The sequence below is a fragment of the Geobacillus sp. FSL W8-0026 genome, assembly GCF_037966255.1.
GTDB classification, from domain to species: domain Bacteria; phylum Bacillota; class Bacilli; order Bacillales; family Anoxybacillaceae; genus Geobacillus; species Geobacillus icigianus.
This window is the reverse complement of record NZ_CP150194.1, coordinates 2,881,645-2,896,624: the sequence shown is the minus strand read 5'-3', so window position 1 is coordinate 2,896,624 and position 14,980 is coordinate 2,881,645. Positions and strand designations below refer to the sequence as shown.

General features: G+C 53.9%; 12 protein-coding genes and 1 pseudogene. 11 read left to right on the top strand and 2 right to left on the bottom strand.

What is annotated here, in order from left to right; translation table 11 throughout:
- Positions 1-55 precede the first annotated feature (55 nt).
- Positions 56-478, bottom strand: coding sequence for an HIT family protein (locus NST29_RS14475; RefSeq protein ID WP_033019631.1), 423 nt, complete (start codon positions 476-478; stop codon positions 56-58).
- 458 nt (positions 479-936) lie between these two features.
- Between NST29_RS14475 and NST29_RS14470 the strand changes: the two genes are divergently transcribed.
- The 8 genes and pseudogenes from NST29_RS14470 to NST29_RS14435 all read left to right on the top strand — a co-directional run bounded on the left by NST29_RS14470 (position 937) and on the right by NST29_RS14435 (position 10,491).
- Positions 937-1,674: an ABC transporter ATP-binding protein gene (locus NST29_RS14470; RefSeq protein ID WP_033019632.1), complete on the top strand. Its 738-nt coding sequence runs from the start codon at positions 937-939 to the stop codon at positions 1,672-1,674.
- Positions 1,671-2,870, top strand: a complete 1,200-nt coding sequence (locus NST29_RS14465; RefSeq protein WP_033019634.1) for an ABC transporter permease — start codon at positions 1,671-1,673, stop codon at positions 2,868-2,870. The genes NST29_RS14470 and NST29_RS14465 overlap by 4 nt, the downstream gene beginning before the upstream one ends.
- A gap of 39 nt (positions 2,871-2,909) precedes the next feature.
- Positions 2,910-3,219, top strand: a pseudogene (locus NST29_RS14460) (hypothetical protein); the annotation flags it as partial.
- 204 nt (positions 3,220-3,423) lie between these two features.
- On the top strand, positions 3,424-4,461 hold the full coding sequence (hemE, locus tag NST29_RS14455; RefSeq protein ID WP_033019742.1) for a uroporphyrinogen decarboxylase: 1,038 nt from the start codon (positions 3,424-3,426) through the stop codon (positions 4,459-4,461).
- Between the two features lie 15 nt (positions 4,462-4,476).
- Positions 4,477-5,427 (top strand): ferrochelatase, encoded by a 951-nt coding sequence (gene hemH, locus NST29_RS14450; RefSeq protein ID WP_033019638.1) that lies wholly within the window; start codon positions 4,477-4,479, stop codon positions 5,425-5,427.
- Positions 5,420-6,862 (top strand): protoporphyrinogen oxidase, encoded by a 1,443-nt coding sequence (hemY, locus tag NST29_RS14445; protein ID WP_033019640.1) that lies wholly within the window; start codon positions 5,420-5,422, stop codon positions 6,860-6,862. Before hemH ends, hemY begins: the two co-directional genes overlap by 8 nt.
- Positions 6,863-7,468: 606 nt before the next feature.
- Positions 7,469-8,041 carry a TetR/AcrR family transcriptional regulator gene (locus tag NST29_RS14440; protein WP_033019642.1) on the top strand — a complete coding sequence of 191 codons (573 nt, stop codon included), beginning with the start codon at positions 7,469-7,471 and terminating at the stop codon, positions 8,039-8,041.
- Between the two features lie 74 nt (positions 8,042-8,115).
- Positions 8,116-10,491, top strand: coding sequence for a YhgE/Pip domain-containing protein (locus NST29_RS14435; protein ID WP_061912280.1), 2,376 nt, complete (start codon positions 8,116-8,118; stop codon positions 10,489-10,491).
- Positions 10,492-10,911: 420 nt separating this feature from the next.
- On the opposite strand, the gene yhfH is transcribed toward NST29_RS14435, so the two are convergent.
- The gene (gene yhfH / locus NST29_RS14430; RefSeq protein WP_082799297.1) at positions 10,912-11,049 is read right to left on the bottom strand and encodes a protein YhfH; all 138 of its coding nucleotides are present in this window, start codon (positions 11,047-11,049) and stop codon (positions 10,912-10,914) included.
- 149 nt (positions 11,050-11,198) lie between these two features.
- Here yhfH and NST29_RS14425 point away from each other — a divergent pair, with 149 nt between their 5' ends.
- From NST29_RS14425 to NST29_RS14415, 3 genes are all read left to right on the top strand, one after another.
- Positions 11,199-11,933, top strand: coding sequence for an MBL fold metallo-hydrolase (locus NST29_RS14425; protein ID WP_061912279.1), 735 nt, complete (start codon positions 11,199-11,201; stop codon positions 11,931-11,933).
- Positions 11,934-12,206: 273 nt separating this feature from the next.
- On the top strand, positions 12,207-13,751 hold the full coding sequence (locus NST29_RS14420; protein ID WP_033019645.1) for a fatty acid--CoA ligase family protein: 1,545 nt from the start codon (positions 12,207-12,209) through the stop codon (positions 13,749-13,751).
- Between the two features lie 174 nt (positions 13,752-13,925).
- Positions 13,926-14,936, top strand: a complete 1,011-nt coding sequence (locus NST29_RS14415; protein WP_033019646.1) for an ABC transporter substrate-binding protein — start codon at positions 13,926-13,928, stop codon at positions 14,934-14,936.
- Positions 14,937-14,980 lie beyond the last annotated feature (44 nt).

The window sequence follows — 14,980 nt, the reverse complement described above, 5'->3', positions numbered from 1 at the left end:
AAACGGAAGCCGCGTGTTGCTTCCGTTTTTTTGTGCGCCACAGCCGGCAGAAAAATCAGCCGAGCTGCTCGCGAATGGCGGCGGCGATCGTCTGCAAATCGGCTGGGGTGTAATCGCTCGCGTGCGATTTCCAAACCGCCCCAAATCCGTCGCCTTTGCCGTAGCGCGGAATGAGATGGAGATGGTAATGAAACACCGTCTGGCCCGCTTGCTCGCCGTTATTGTTCAACACGTTGAGCCCGACGGGGGAAAATGCGTGCTTGAGCGCGTTAGCGATCGCCGGCACGACGCTGAACAAACGGCCAGCGACGTCCGAAGTGAGCGTAAATACGTTTTCCGTATGTACTTTCGGAATAACCAGCGTATGCCCTTTCGTCACTTGGCTGATGTCCAAAAAGGCGAGCACGTGTTCATCTTCATACACTTTCGCCGCCGGCAGCTCGCCGTTCACAATGCGGCAAAAAATGCAATTATCCACTGGAATGGCCCCCTTTCCTTTTCCCTCATTGTACCATAAAAAAACCGGGATGTAATCCCGTGAAAACGGCTACATCCCGGCGGTGAAAAGGGGAGAGGGAAATCGGTCCGATGTGCGTTTGATGAACACCCCATTTGCGGCGAAACTCGTGTCAGCGTGAGCGTTTTCCTTTGTTCAACGTGACCATCCCCTTTGAGAGGGTCGCTGCCATTTGCATTTGGCAACAGGTAGTCATGGCTGCAAAACGGTCACCATCGTTTTCGGCTCACTGCGGTGTCTTTGACGAACACCCCATTTCTTATGGATCGGTTCATCTACGTTTGGCTTCGCCTCATCCCCTCTTCGTTTTTTATCATGTCTGAAAGCTGGGGATGTATGCGGGGGTTTTTTTGGTAAACAAGGCGGTTGTTTGGTACAATGGGGACAAAAGCCATGATCACAGCAGAAAGGGAGAGACGATGACGCTTTTGCACGTGGAGCATTTATACGGAGGCTATACAGCGCAAAACGTATTGGAAGACGTGACGTTTGCCGTCAAGCCCGGCGAAATGGTGGCCTTAATCGGGCTGAACGGGGCCGGCAAAAGCACGACGATCAAACATGTGATCGGTTTGCTCGATCCGCGCCGCGGCGCTATTTCCATCAACGGTTATACGCTCGAAACCGAACCGGAAGCGTATCGAAAACAGTTTGCGTTTATTCCGGAAACCCCCGTGCTGTATGAAGAGTTGACGCTTGAAGAGCATTTGCGTCTCGCGGCGATGGCGTACGGGCTAAGCGAGGACGAGTATGAGCGCCGCCTTCCGCCCTTGCTTCGCGAGTTCCGGCTCGAGCGCCGGCTTTCCTCGTTCCCGGCGCACTTTTCCAAAGGAATGAAGCAAAAAGTGATGATCGTTTGCGCGTTTTTGCTTGAGCCGCCGCTGTACATTATCGACGAGCCGTTTCTCGGCCTCGACCCGCTTGCCATTTATGCGCTGCTTGAACGGATGAAGCGGGAAAAGGCGAAGGGAGCGGGCATTTTGTTGTCGACACACATTTTGGCGACCGCCGAGCGATATTGTGATTCGTTTGTGATTTTGCATCAAGGCCGCGTGCGGGCGAAAGGGACGCTTGACGACATCCGCCGCCAATGCGGACGGAATGAGGCGACGCTCGATGACCTGTATCTCGAATTGACAAAGGATGATGAATCATGATGGATGCCGGCCGGCTTTGGCGGCAGCGGTTGTGGGCTGATTGGCAAAAAAAGGGTCGCTATTGGCGGTACATGTTGAACAGCCATTTGCTCGTCGGCTTGCTGATCGTTTTGGCGGGCTTGGCCGTGGGGTATGAGCGTTGGGCGGCGGGACTTCCGCGCTCGTTTCCGTATCCGCTCATCGCCGCCGTGGTGTTTGGATGGGCGGCTTCGTCTGGAACGGTGCGCACGCTGTTTTGCGAGGCCGATCTTGTGTTTTTGCTTCCAGCGGAACGGCAGCTGCGCCCGTATATTCAACGGGCGTTTTGGTTTTCTTTAGTCTGGCACGTTTACGGCCTCTGTCTGCTGTTGTTGCTGGCTGGACCTCTTCATGCCCGTTTTTCGCCGCTGCCTTGGCCGCTGTTTTTGCTCATCCTCACGGGGCTGAAACTATGGAATTTGTGGGCTGCCTGGAGAGGAAGTCGAATCGCTGATCCGTCTTTTGGGCGCTGGAGTGCGTTTGTCCGCTTCAGCTTGGCGGCGGTTGCGATCGGTCTTGTGCTGGCGTCAGCGCCGTGGCCATTTTTGGTGGCGGTCGCTTTGTGTATCGCCGGCGTTTCTGTCTACGTCTGGCGGCTGACGAAGGGAAAAGGGTGGAAGTGGGAGCGGCTTATTCGTGATGAACAGCGGGCGAAAAACAAATTTTACCGCTTGGCCAGTATGTTTGTCGATGTTCCCGGATGGCAGGAGGAAGCGAAGCGGCGGCGCTGGCTTGATCCGGCGCTTCGCCTCATTCCGTACGGGAGGGCGCACGTCTTTTTTCACTTATACGTGCGCACGTTCTTCCGCGCTGGTGGATATGCCGGTTTGTATATCCGTCTAACCGCGATCGGCGGCGTCCTTCTTGCGTTCATTGGAAACGAATACGCCCAAGCGGCCATCGTGTATTTGTTTCTTTATGCGACCGCGCTGCAATTGGCGGCGCTGTTTTATCGTCATCGCCATTCGCTATGGCCGCGGCTTTATCCCGTCCCATCGACCCAGCCGGCCGCGGCGGCGGTTCGGTTGTTGTTCGTTTTGTTGTTTGGACAAAACACCGTGTTTCACCTTGTGCTCGCCGCCGTTTCGCCGCGCGGGCTTTGGGTGGCGACTTGGCTTGTAGGAACCATCATCGCGTTGTGGACGGCGAGGCGGCACGCGGCTCCCAAGCGGGCTTGACGCCACCGGCTGGCGTTTTTGGCGCTGGCGTCGGCTATTGTGGCGATGAGTAAAGTGCTGGCCGTGACCGGCATCAACGATGTGATGGTGTCGCCGTTTGTCCGGCATCTCGCTCGCCGGCTCGATCGCGCACTTGTTTTCGGTGGCGATTGGCGGCGGAGCGGCGACATTAACCGCGCTCGGCCAAGTCGCGGCCATTTGGGTTGGCGGTGGTACGCTCGTTCCGTGGGCGCTCATTCCGGCTGCCGCGATTTGCGGCGTTGATCCGTTTGAGCTGGCGCGCCGCAACTTGCCGCCGGTTGCTATCGGTTTGGCGATCACGACCGTTGTCGCCATGGTTCTCATCTAATGAAAAACGCTGTCCCGTGCTGTCGGAACAGCGTTTTGCTATAATAGGCACAGGTTGAAAAATCGGTCGATTTTTTGACAGTTCGTTTCCTTCTCTATACATTGGACATCGAAAGCGGTATAGTGAAAAAGAGATACGCAATGCGAATGAGCAAAAACGATAAGGAACGGCTGATTGGACTGGGTGAAAGAAAGGCGGATGAAGATGACGAGACGAATGAACGATACATTTTTGCGCGCCTGCCGCGGCGAAAAAACGGCCTATGTGCCGGTTTGGTATATGCGGCAAGCTGGACGATCGCAACCGGAATACCGGGCGCTGAAAGAAAAGTACTCCTTGTTTGAGATTACGCACCAGCCGGAGCTTTGCGCTTATGTCACTAGGCTGCCGGTGGAGCAATACGGCGTCGATGCCGCTATTTTATATAAAGATATTATGACACCGCTGCCGGCCATCGGTGTGGACGTGGAAATTCGCGGCGGCGTTGGTCCCGTCATTTCCAACCCGATCCGCTCGCTTCATGATGTGGAGCGGCTTGGAGAGATCGACCCGGAGCGCGATGTGCCATACGTCTTAGAAACGATTCGACTGCTTGTCAACGAACAGCTCGATGTGCCGCTGATCGGCTTTGCCGGCGCGCCGTTTACGCTCGCCAGCTACATGATTGAAGGCGGCCCGTCGAAAAACTACCATAAAACGAAGGCGTTTATGTACGCTGAACCAAACGCGTGGTTTGCCTTGATGGACAAGCTTGCGGCGATGACGATCCGCTATGTGAAAGCGCAAATTCGAGCCGGGGCGAGCGCCGTGCAAATTTTCGACTCTTGGGTCGGGGCGGTCAATGCGGATGACTACCGCACGTTCATCAAACCGGCGATGGCGCGCATTTTTGCCGCTTTGCGCGAAGAAGGGGTGCCGCTCATCATGTTTGGCGTCGGCGCCAGCCATTTGGTGCGCGAGTGGAATGATTTGCCATTGGATGTCATCGGTCTTGACTGGCGGCTGTCGATTCGCGACGCGCGTCGTCAAGGGGTGACGAAAACGATTCAAGGCAATTTGGATCCGGCCGTGCTGCTCGCGCCGTGGGATGTGATTGAAGAGCGGGTGAAGCGCATTTTGGACGAAGGAATGGAGCGGCCAGGCTATGTCTTCAACTTAGGACACGGCATTTTTCCAGATGTTGAGCCGGCGACATTGAAGCGGCTGACCGCTTTTATCCATGACTATACTTCACGGAACTAAAAGAGGTGCAATACGATGGCAAACAAAACGATTGGGCTGTTGGTGATGGCGTACGGCACGCCGTATCAAGAAAGCGATATCGAACGGTATTATACGCACATTCGCCATGGGCGCAAGCCGCCTCAGGAACAGATCGATGATTTAAAAGCGCGCTATCGGGCGATCGGCGGGCTGTCGCCGCTCGCTGCCATTACAGAGGCGCAAGCGAAACGGCTGGAAGAGCGGCTGAACGAGGTGCAGGATGATGTCGAGTTTCGCGTGTATTTGGGTCTCAAACATATTGAACCGTTCATCGAGGATGCCGTCAGGCGCATGCATGAGGACGGCATCAGCGAAGCGGTTGGCATCGTCTTAGCCCCGCATTATTCAACCTTTAGCGTTCGCTCGTACAACGAGCGGGCGAAACAAACAGCCGAGCAGCTGGGCGGGCCGACGATTTATACGATTGATCAATGGTATGACGAACCGAAGTTTTTGCGATATTGGGCCGAGCAAGTGGAGGCGATTTTTGCGGCCATGCCGGAGCATGAGCGCGAGCGGGCCGTACTGATCGTATCCGCCCATAGCTTGCCGGAAAAAATCATTCAAGCCGGCGATCCGTATCCTGCGCAGCTTGAAGACACGGCCAAACGCATCGCCGAGCAAGCCGGGGTCGCCCATTACGCCGTCGGCTGGCAAAGCGCTGGACAAACGCCGGAACCTTGGCTCGGTCCGGATGTGCAGGATTTGACGCGCGAGCTTCATCAAACTTACGGTTATACTTCATTCGTCTATGCGCCGGTCGGCTTTGTTTCTGATCATTTGGAAGTATTGTACGATAATGACATTGAATGTAAACAGGTGACCGAGGAAATCGGGGCCCGCTATTATCGTCCAAAAATGCCGAATACCGATCCGCTATTTATCGACGCGTTGGCGACGGTCGTGCTCAATCGGCTGGCCAAAGAAGGCGATCGCGATGAGTGATGGACAACGGACGGTGGTCATTGTCGGCGGCGGCATTACCGGCCTAGCCGCCGCCTACTACTTGCAAAAAGCGATCAAAAACCAACGTCTCCCGCTGACGTGCAAGCTCGTCGAAGCGACGCACCGGCTCGGCGGAAAAGTGCAGACGGTCATTCGCGATGGCTTTGTCATCGAGCGCGGGCCGGATTCGTTTTTGGCGCGGAAAACGAGCGCGTTCCGCTTAGTGCAAGAGGTCGGGCTTGAGCGCGAGATCGTTCACAATGCGACGGGAACGTCGTATATTTTGGTCAATGACAAACTGTATCCGATCCCAGGTGGGGCGGTGATGGGCATTCCGACGCGCCTCGCCCCGTTTTTGACGACCGGCTTGTTTTCTCCGTTCGGCAAGCTGCGAGCCGCGCTTGATTTCGTGCTGCCGCCGGTGAAAACCGAGGGCGATATGCCGCTCGGCCGCTTTTTCCGCCGCCGTTTAGGCGACGAAGTGGTCGACCATTTGATCGAGCCGCTGTTATCGGGGATTTATGCCGGCGACATCGACAACATGAGCTTAATGGCGACATTCCCGCAATTTTTCCAACTTGAACAAAAATACGGGAGCCTCGTTCGCGGAGCGAGACGGACGACGCCGAAGGAGCAGAGAGAGCGAAAAGGGGCGTTTCAGACGTTAAAAACAGGCTTGCAATCGCTCGTTGAAGAAGTGGAAAAACGGCTCGAGCCGGGCAGTGTCATCAAAGGGGTGCGCGTTGAGCGGATCACCCGCCTCGGCTCGACGTACCGGCTGCGGTTGAGCACGGGTGAAACGTGGGAGGCGGGCAGCGTCATCATCACTACCCCGCATCACACGGTGCCGGATCTGTTCGCCGACTACCCGTTTTTTGCCCCGTTCCGGTCAGTGCCGCTCACATCGGTGGCAACGGTCGCGCTCGCCTTTCCGGAAAAAGCGATTCGTCGGGACATTGACGGCACCGGGTTTGTCGTTTCGCGCCGCAGCGATTACACGCTGACCGCATGCACGTGGACGCATAAAAAATGGCCGCATACCGCGCCCCCCGGCCAAGCGCTTTTGCGCGGCTATGTCGGACGGCCGGGCGACGAAGAGATCGTCGATCAGCCCGATGATGAAATCGTTCGCGTTGTGCTCGATGATTTAAACAAAGTGATGAACATCGACGGCCCGCCGCAGTTTGCCGTCATTTCGCGGTGGAAGCGGGCGATGCCGCAGTATACGGTCGGTCATCGCGAGCGGTTGGCGGACATTAAAGTGCAGATGGCCGCCGCGCTGCCGGGGGTGTTTTTAGCAGGCAGTTCCTATGAGGGGCTCGGGCTGCCCGATTGCATTGACCAAGCGGAGAAGGCCGTCCGCGATGTGCTTGAGTATTGGGAAAAACAGCAGTCCGTTCAAATGATGGAAGCGGGGAGCAAACGCGCTGAGTAATCGAGGACCGGGGCCGAACGGTTTAGGGAGGGGCGCTGTTTTCTCACTTTGAACCGAGAAGCCTTCGCCCTCTAGACCCCGGAGAGAAGGAGCGTTCAGCGGTGTGCAGGCGAGAGGGGACGATCTTCTTGCAGCCGATGAAGCCGCGCCGTTCGGCGGCTTCTTCGCAGCGGGAACGGGGCTGATCGAAAAGGCGCTCTTGAAGATCAACTCGCATGACGGAAAAAATTCATCACATTTTGGAAGGATGAAAATCCCTCGATCCATTTTCCTATTTAGGTATTTTCACGATCGTCACAATATATAGTGCGGCCGAGAAACGTTTGCTGCTTATATAGCATATAGTGTGTCCGAGAAGCGCTTGGTGCTTATATAGCGATGAGAGAGGGGCTGACTCAAAAGGTTGTCTGCTTTCAAGATCGGCACAACCGATCGTGCGGCAGAAGCAGTCAGCACTTATATAGAGCAGCGAAAGAGGGTGTCTCGATCCTTTCGGGACACCCTCGTTGTCTATCCGTTCCCCCTTTACAGGAAACGCTGGCTATGATAAGATAAGGATACGAATTGACCAAAATGTTCATTTAGTCATATTGAAGGATGAGGCTCATGGCAAGCGACCGGAAACGACAAATCATTTCTGCAGCGGCCCAATCATTTTCCGCTTTTGGCTATAAAGCGACGACGATGGAACAAATCGCTAGGCTCGCCAACGTCGGCAAAGGAACGATTTATACGTTTTTTAAAAGCAAAGAGGAGCTTCTTGATGAAATTATTTCTTCCTTGATCGCTCAAATTAAAACCGAAGCCGAGCAGGCGATGGATCCATCGTTGCCGTTTTCCGAAAATGTTCCCCGCGCCTTGTATCGCATTCTGAAATTTCGCCAACGCCATCAGCTGACCGCCAAGCTGCTTCAAGAAGTGCGCAGCATCGGCACGGCGGCGGTGCAGGAAGTATTGGCAAAGTTTGATCGCGAGATGGTCCGATTCATTCGATGTAAAATCGAGGCGGCGGTGGAAAAAGGCGAAATCCGCCCTTGTGATTCGGAAATTACGGCGTTTGTGATGCTGAAAACTTACATCGCCCTGATCGTCGATTGGGAAAAGGAGCATGAGCCGCTGAGCAAAGAACAAATTGCCGAATTGTTCACGCTGTATTTTTTGCAAGGATTATCAAAATAGATGATCCATTCTTTATTTCTCGTGTTTGACTAAATAGACAAATTGGTCATTTGTACAAAGGAGGGATTTGTGCGATGCTGGCCAAAGAATGGCGGGCGATTTTGTTTCGTCCTAAAGTGCTGATTCCCATTGTTGCTGTTTTGTTTATCCCCCTTCTTTACAGCGGGTCGTTTTTATGGGCGTTTTGGGACCCGTATGGTCATTTGGACCGCTTGCCCGTGGCGGTCGTCAATGAAGATCGGGGAGCGAACCTCGATGGCCATTCTCTTCATCTCGGTGACGATGTGGTGAAGCGGTTGAAAAAAACCCATTCATTTTCTTGGCATTTTGTCAATCGCGATAAGGCGTTAAACGGTTTGCAAAACGGCGACTATTATATGGCGATAATGATTCCAGCTGATTTTTCTGAGCACGCTACGACGGTGCAAGATGCTGCGCCCCAACCGCTTCGCCTTAAGTACATCGTCAATGAAGGAGCGAACTATCTCGTCGGGAAAATCGGCGATTCTGCCGTTTCAGCCATCAAAGGGGAGATCGGCAAAAATGTCACTAAAGCGTATGCCGAAGCCATGTTGACGAAAATGAAAGAAGCGGGAAAAGGTTTGAAAGAAGCGGCGGATGGCGCTGAGCGGCTGCATGAAGGTTTGCAATCAGCAGAACAAGGAAGCCGCCGTCTGACAAAAGGAGTAGACGCCGCCGAGCAAGGAAGTGCACGTTTAGAAGCCGGAATGCAGAAGCTTCGAGAAGGAACGGGAAGTCTATCAAGATATTTAACGGAGTTAGCGGATAAATCGATCGTGTTTGATCAAGGCCTTCAGGCGGCTAGTAGCGGCGCTTCGCAAGTGAAAAATGGCGCATCCGCTCTCCAAGCTGGTCTTGGCCAATTAGCGGCCGGCGCAAACCGGTTGGCTGACGGAGAGCAGCAAGCTCAGGCCGGTGCTACCCGGTTGGCCGAGGGGCTCAATCAATCATTAACGGGGTTACAAACACTGCAATCTCGTCTTCCGGCGCTGACGGATGGAACAACGAAGCTGCGTTCTGGTGCCGAGCAACTATCTCAAGGGATGGCGCAGTGGGGGCAGAAAGCGGGAGAAGCAGCAGCTGGTGCTGACCGAGTAAGCGAAGGGCTCGCGCAGTATGCTGCGGCACTGCAGGCGTTGTCTGAGAAAGCGGTCGATCCGAATCAAAAGGCAGCTTTACAGGCACTGTCACAACAGTTGCAGCCGCTTGTTGAGGGAAGTAAAGCGGTGGCGGTCGGTGTAGGAAAACTTGCTGATACAGCTGGACAGCTGCAAGACGGGGCCGCTCGCCTTGCCGGTGGAACGGCATCGCTTGTCAACGGGCAACAAGCTGTGCAAGATGCGATCGACAAGCTCGTAGATGGTCAGCAAAAACTTGCGTCCGGAGCCTCTCAATTATCGGCCGCTCATCAACGATTAGGATCGGGAGCAACAGAGCTCGCCAAGCAGCTTGGCCGTGCTGACCGCGGCGCTGCGCGATTGGCTGCCGGAACAGACCAATTGGCGCAAGGAGTTGGAGCGCTTGCAAACGGATCAGACAAACTTGTATCTGGTACGCATCAGTTGGCGGGTGGGGCCAAGAGGCTGAATGATGGGACAAAAGAGCTAGCCCAAGGAGTGAATTCGCTTCACCATGGAATGAAAAAGCTCTCTAACGGGGGCCAAGCGCTTACCAACGGATTAGATTCACTAACAAAAGGAGCGGCAAAGATGGAAGACCGCCTGAACGAGGGGGCGAAACAAGCCGCCCACGTTCAAGCGAACGACCGCGTGTATGATATGATCGCCGATCCTGTGCAAAAGAAAAAGCAGCCGCTCCATCATGTTCCTAATTACGGAACGGGATTTGCGCCCTACTTCTTGTCATTAGGGCTGTTTGTCGGTGCCCTGCTGTTGACCATCGTCTTTCCGCTGCGTGAACCAGTCGATCGCCCGACTTCTGGAATAGCATGGTTTTTCGGAAAATGGGGAGTCTTGGTGGTGGCCGCGGTATTCCAGTCACTCTTGGCTGATGTGTGGTTGCTGTATGGACTCGATTTGCACGTGCAAAGCGTTGGGCGCTTTTTGTTGTTTACGTGGATCATCAGCCTGACGTTTATGATGATCATTCAATTTCTTGTGACCTTGTTTGATAATCCCGGCCGTTTTCTCGCTATTTTGCTGCTGATCGCCCAGCTGATCGGAAGCGCTGGAACGTATCCGATTGAGCTTGTTCCGTATAAATTGCAATCGTTGCATCCTTGGCTGCCGATGACCCATGCGATTCGCGGGCTAAGAGCGGTCATTTCAAGTGGCGATTTTGCGGTGATGTGGGAAGAAGCGACGAAGTTAGGAATTGTGGCGGTGATTTTTGCGGCTGGAACGTTGCTTTATTTTCACTTTTTGTACCGGCGGCGTTATCGGACGGCTGCAGAGGAGCCTGCCATGTAAGGCTGAGTGTGATCTGTGCTTTGATTCGCACCAGCAGGATGAGGGAAGTTCGTTTCTCTCATTTGTTCTTAAATGCTATCCTTTTTTGCTATTGAACCGACCGTATTCATTGTTCGGTCACGAGCGAAATTTGCTAAGTGAAGAAGGGGTATCCCACAAGGAGCGGGATACCCCTCTTTCGTTGCGTGTTGGGCTTCTACGGATCGGTTGTGCCGATCTTGAAGGCAAACCACCTTTTGGATCAACCCTTCTTTATCGGATGCTGGAGATTTTTATGCTCATCATGTCGGGGGATATCATGCAAAAAAAAAGACGCCTCTATGATGGAGGCGTGTGCAAAAGACAGGCTGTATCGGGGAACAGCCGTTTGCCGGCGGGGCAGCCGGCACAATGTGTGACGCAAGGGATGCGTCCGCTCACCTATTGGCGGTAAGCGGCGCCAAGGCAGTCCGAGCACGTGTTGCCGTAGCATTCATGTTGCTCATCCATCTCTTTTCCGCAGTGCAGACATTTTTTTGGTGGTAAGTTTCTGAAAAATTCCAACACTTTAGCCAACATTTCCGATCCCCTCCGTTGTCTTGTTGGTTTTATTGTATTATAACACAACCTAGAATGTCAATAGTTGTTTTAAAACAAAATATGAAAGATGAAAAAATAGGCTTCGTTGTGTATGATGGAAATAAAACGAAAGAAAGGAGAGAACGGCGATGAAAGTGACGGTCATCGGTTATTGGGGAGGATTTCCCGCTGCCAATGAAGCGACATCAGCGTATTTATTCGAACATGATGGGTTTCACCTTCTTGTTGACTGTGGAAGCGGAGCGCTTGCCAAACTGCAAAACGAGGTCGATGTCCGGCAGTTGGATGCGGTTGTCCTTTCCCACTATCATTACGATCATGTGGCCGATATTGGACCGCTTCAATACGCGCGCCTCATCCATCGAAATTTGGGCGCCGATTTGCCCGTGTTGCCGATCTATGGCCATGCGGAAGACGAGGAGGCGTTTGTCCGCTTGACCCACAGCGGCATCACCGAAGGCGTAGCGTATGATCCGCAAGAAACGGTAACGGTGGGTCCGTTTGCGCTGTCGTTTCTCAAAACCGCCCATCCGGTGCCGTGCTACGCGATGCGGATTAGCGCCGGCGGCAAGGACGTTGTGTATACCGCTGATTCCAGCTATTTGCCGGAGTTTGTGCCGTTTGCGCAAGGCGCCGATTTACTGATCAGCGAGTGCAACTTTTACGCTGGGCAACATGCGGCAGCGGCCGGGCACATGACGAGCGAGGAGGCGGCGGCTATCGCCAAAGGGGCAGAAGTCGGCGAATTGTGGCTGACGCATTTGCCGCACGTTGGCCGTCATGAGCAGCTTGTCGAGGAGGCTGCCCGCTTATTTGGTGGCGTCATTCGCCTAGCTCGCACCGGGCTCGTATGGGCACCGTAGCCAAGCCGGTTTTAGGAGGCTATTGAAAAACGGTTGGTTCTCTTGAGTCATGGGGAACGTTTGCAAGGCGCTCCTGATGCGACAAAGTTTATCTATTTGCGAAACAGGTTTGATAAGCGGCTCGCTCCCTTCAATCACCGGCCTTTTAGAGAAGCAGCAAAGGAAACGCTTTCTCTTGTCCTTTGCTGCTCTTTTTTTTATAATAGGTATAGTTCGAATTTTTTTACTTGTAAAATGAATGGTCATTCATTCATTTTGGGGGAGGAGCTTCGCATGAACTTACCTGCACGATTAGCGCAAATCGCAAAGCAATTGCCGGACAAGGAAGCGTATGTGTTTGTAGGGGAGCGCTGCACCTATCGGCAGCTTAACGCCGCTGTTTCACAATTCGCTGATGGGTTGGCACAGCTTGGCATTCGCCGCGGCGATCACGTTGCCCTGCTGCTTGGCAACTCGCCGCAGTTTGTCATCGGCTTGTACGGGGCGCTGCGACTCGGCGCGACCGTCATCCCGATTAACCCGATTTACACCCCGGAGGAAATCGGCTATATTTTGCAAAACGGCGATGTAAAAGCCGTCATCGGTCTTGATTTGCTCGCGCCGCTGTTCGCCGAGGCAAAGCGGCGGCTGCCGCTGCTTTCCCATGCAATCGTTTGTGAAACGCCGCAAGGAAAGGAAAAAGCAGTTCCGTTGACCGAAGAGATGAAAACGTTTGCTGCCGTATTGGCTGCCGGCAGCCCGGAATTCACCGGCCCTGAGCTTGCCGATGACGAAGTGGCCGTCATTTTGTATACGTCGGGAACGACAGGAAAACCGAAAGGGGCGATGCTCACCCATAAAAACTTATACAGCAACGCCCAAGATATAGCCGATTATTTAGGCATCAATGAGCACGATCGCGTCATTGCCGCTTTGCCGATGTTCCATGTGTTTTGTCTGAGCGTCGCTCTCAATGCTCCGCTGATGAACGGGGGAACGGTGCTCATCATGCCGAAGTTCAGTCCGGCGCAATTGTTTGCGCTTGCTCGCGAAGAGCGGGCGACGATTTTCGCCGGCGTGCCGACGATGTATAACTTTCTTTACCAGTATAAGGAGGGGAGTGCCGACGATCTGCGGACGCTTCGTCTTTGCATTTCAGGAGGCGCTTCCATGCCGGTTGCGCTGTTGAAAAACTTCGAAGAAAAATTCAATGTGATCATTTCCGAAGGGTATGGGCTGTCCGAAGCGTCGCCGGTCACTTGCTTTAACCCGCTCGACCGGCCGCGCAAACCGGGGTCGATCGGGACGAACATTAAGAACGTGATCAACAAAGTGGTGAACGAATACGGTGAGGAAGTGCCGGTCGGCGAAGTGGGCGAACTTGTCGTCCGCGGCCCGAACGTCATGAAGGGGTATTATAAAATGCCGGAGGAAACAGCCATCGCCTTGCGCGACGGTTGGTTGCACACCGGTGATTTGGCGCGCATGGACGAGGATGGCTACTTTTACATCGTAGACCGGAAAAAAGAGATGATCATTGTCGGCGGCTATAACGTGTACCCGCGTGAAGTCGAGGAGGTGCTGTACAGCCATCCGGATGTGGTCGAAGCGGCGGTGATCGGCGTTCCCGACCCGGATTACGGCGAGGCGGTAAGGGCGTTTGTAGTCACGAAAAATCCGGAGTTGACCGCCGAGCAATTGATCGCCTATTGTCGCGAACGGCTGGCGAAATATAAGGTGCCGACCGCCATTGAGTTTTTGAATGAACTGCCGAAAAACACAACTGGAAAAATTTTGCGCAGAATATTGAAGGAGCAATTCGTCGCTTCTCGCGCTTGACGGTTGGCGCGGAAAGCGCCGGGAGGTCCGTGACGCGGCAAAGAAGGGGCTCGCGCGTCTGGGCCTCTCTTTTTTTCATTTCCGGCAATAGTATATTGAAAATAATTTTATTATTTTTTATAATTTTAAATATGTGATAGTTTCGAATTATTTTACATAGGGGGACTAGATCATATGGGCAAGCGTATTCGGCGGTTCGCCATCGTCTGTGCAGCCGGCTTGTTTCTGCTCGGCGGCTGTGGCCGAGCAAAGGAAACAGGGAGCGGCCAAGGAAACGGGGAAGGCGGAGGACAGAAGGAAAAAACGTACAAAATCGGCGTGACGCAAATCGTGGAGCATCCGTCGCTCGATGCGGCGCGCAAAGGATTCCAGCAAGCGTTAAAAGACAAGGGGCTGTCCGTTACGTATGACGTGCAAATCGCCCAAGGCGATCAAAGCACCAACCAAACGATCGCCAACAATTTTGTCTCCGATGGCGTGGACTTGATCTTTGCCAACTCAACCCCAAGCGCGCAGGCTGCGCTCAATGCGACGAAAGACATTCCCATCGTCTTTACATCGGTATCCGATCCGGTTGGCGCCCAGCTCGTGCAATCGATGGAACAGCCGGGCGGCAATGTCACAGGAACGACGGATACCCACCCTGACGCGATTCCGAAAACGGTGCAGTTTATTGACAAGTATGTGCAAGGCCATCGCGTCGGCATGGTGTACAACGCCGGCGAACAAAATTCGGTCGCCCAAGTCGAGCAAGTTAAAAAAGCGATGGAAGGGACGGATTTGCAGATCGTGCCCGCATCGGTATCCACGTCCGCGGAAGTGAAGCAGGCGGCTGAATCGCTGGTCGGCAAGGTCGACTGTTTTTACATCATTACGGATAACACGGTTGTGTCGGCGCTCGAATCGGTCATTCAAGTCGCCAATGAACACGACATCCCGCTGTTCGTCGGCGAGCTTGATTCTGTCAAACGCGGTGGGTTTGCCGCCTATGGCTTTGACTATTACGACATCGGATATGAAGCCGGGGAAATGGCGGCGCAAATTTTGCAAGACGGCAAAAAGCCGTCCGAGCTTCCAGTGCAGTATCCGAAAAAGCTGAAGCTGGTCATCAACAAAAAAGCGGCCCAAGAAATGGGGATTAAACTCAATCCGGAATGGGATTCGATCGCGGAATACATTGAATAAACGAGCGGCTTCCCCCTTCGACGAAGGGGGATTGCCGTCAAAAG

Bases quoted from the DNA above. Each gene is read 5' to 3' on its own strand.
- NST29_RS14470 (WP_033019632.1), top strand. From the start codon at position 937: ATGACGCTTTTGCACGTGGAGCATTTATACGGAGGCTATACAGCGCAA.
- NST29_RS14465 (WP_033019634.1), top strand. From the start codon at position 1,671: ATGATGGATGCCGGCCGGCTTTGGCGGCAGCGGTTGTGGGCTGATTGG.
- hemE (WP_033019742.1), top strand. From the start codon at position 3,424: ATGACGAGACGAATGAACGATACATTTTTGCGCGCCTGCCGCGGCGAA.
- hemH (WP_033019638.1), top strand. From the start codon at position 4,477: ATGGCAAACAAAACGATTGGGCTGTTGGTGATGGCGTACGGCACGCCG.
- hemY (WP_033019640.1), top strand. From the start codon at position 5,420: ATGAGTGATGGACAACGGACGGTGGTCATTGTCGGCGGCGGCATTACC.
- NST29_RS14440 (WP_033019642.1), top strand. From the start codon at position 7,469: ATGGCAAGCGACCGGAAACGACAAATCATTTCTGCAGCGGCCCAATCA.
- NST29_RS14435 (WP_061912280.1), top strand. From the start codon at position 8,116: ATGCTGGCCAAAGAATGGCGGGCGATTTTGTTTCGTCCTAAAGTGCTG.
- yhfH (WP_082799297.1), bottom strand. From the start codon at position 11,049: ATGTTGGCTAAAGTGTTGGAATTTTTCAGAAACTTACCACCAAAAAAA.
- NST29_RS14425 (WP_061912279.1), top strand. From the start codon at position 11,199: ATGAAAGTGACGGTCATCGGTTATTGGGGAGGATTTCCCGCTGCCAAT.
- NST29_RS14420 (WP_033019645.1), top strand. From the start codon at position 12,207: ATGAACTTACCTGCACGATTAGCGCAAATCGCAAAGCAATTGCCGGAC.
- NST29_RS14415 (WP_033019646.1), top strand. From the start codon at position 13,926: ATGGGCAAGCGTATTCGGCGGTTCGCCATCGTCTGTGCAGCCGGCTTG.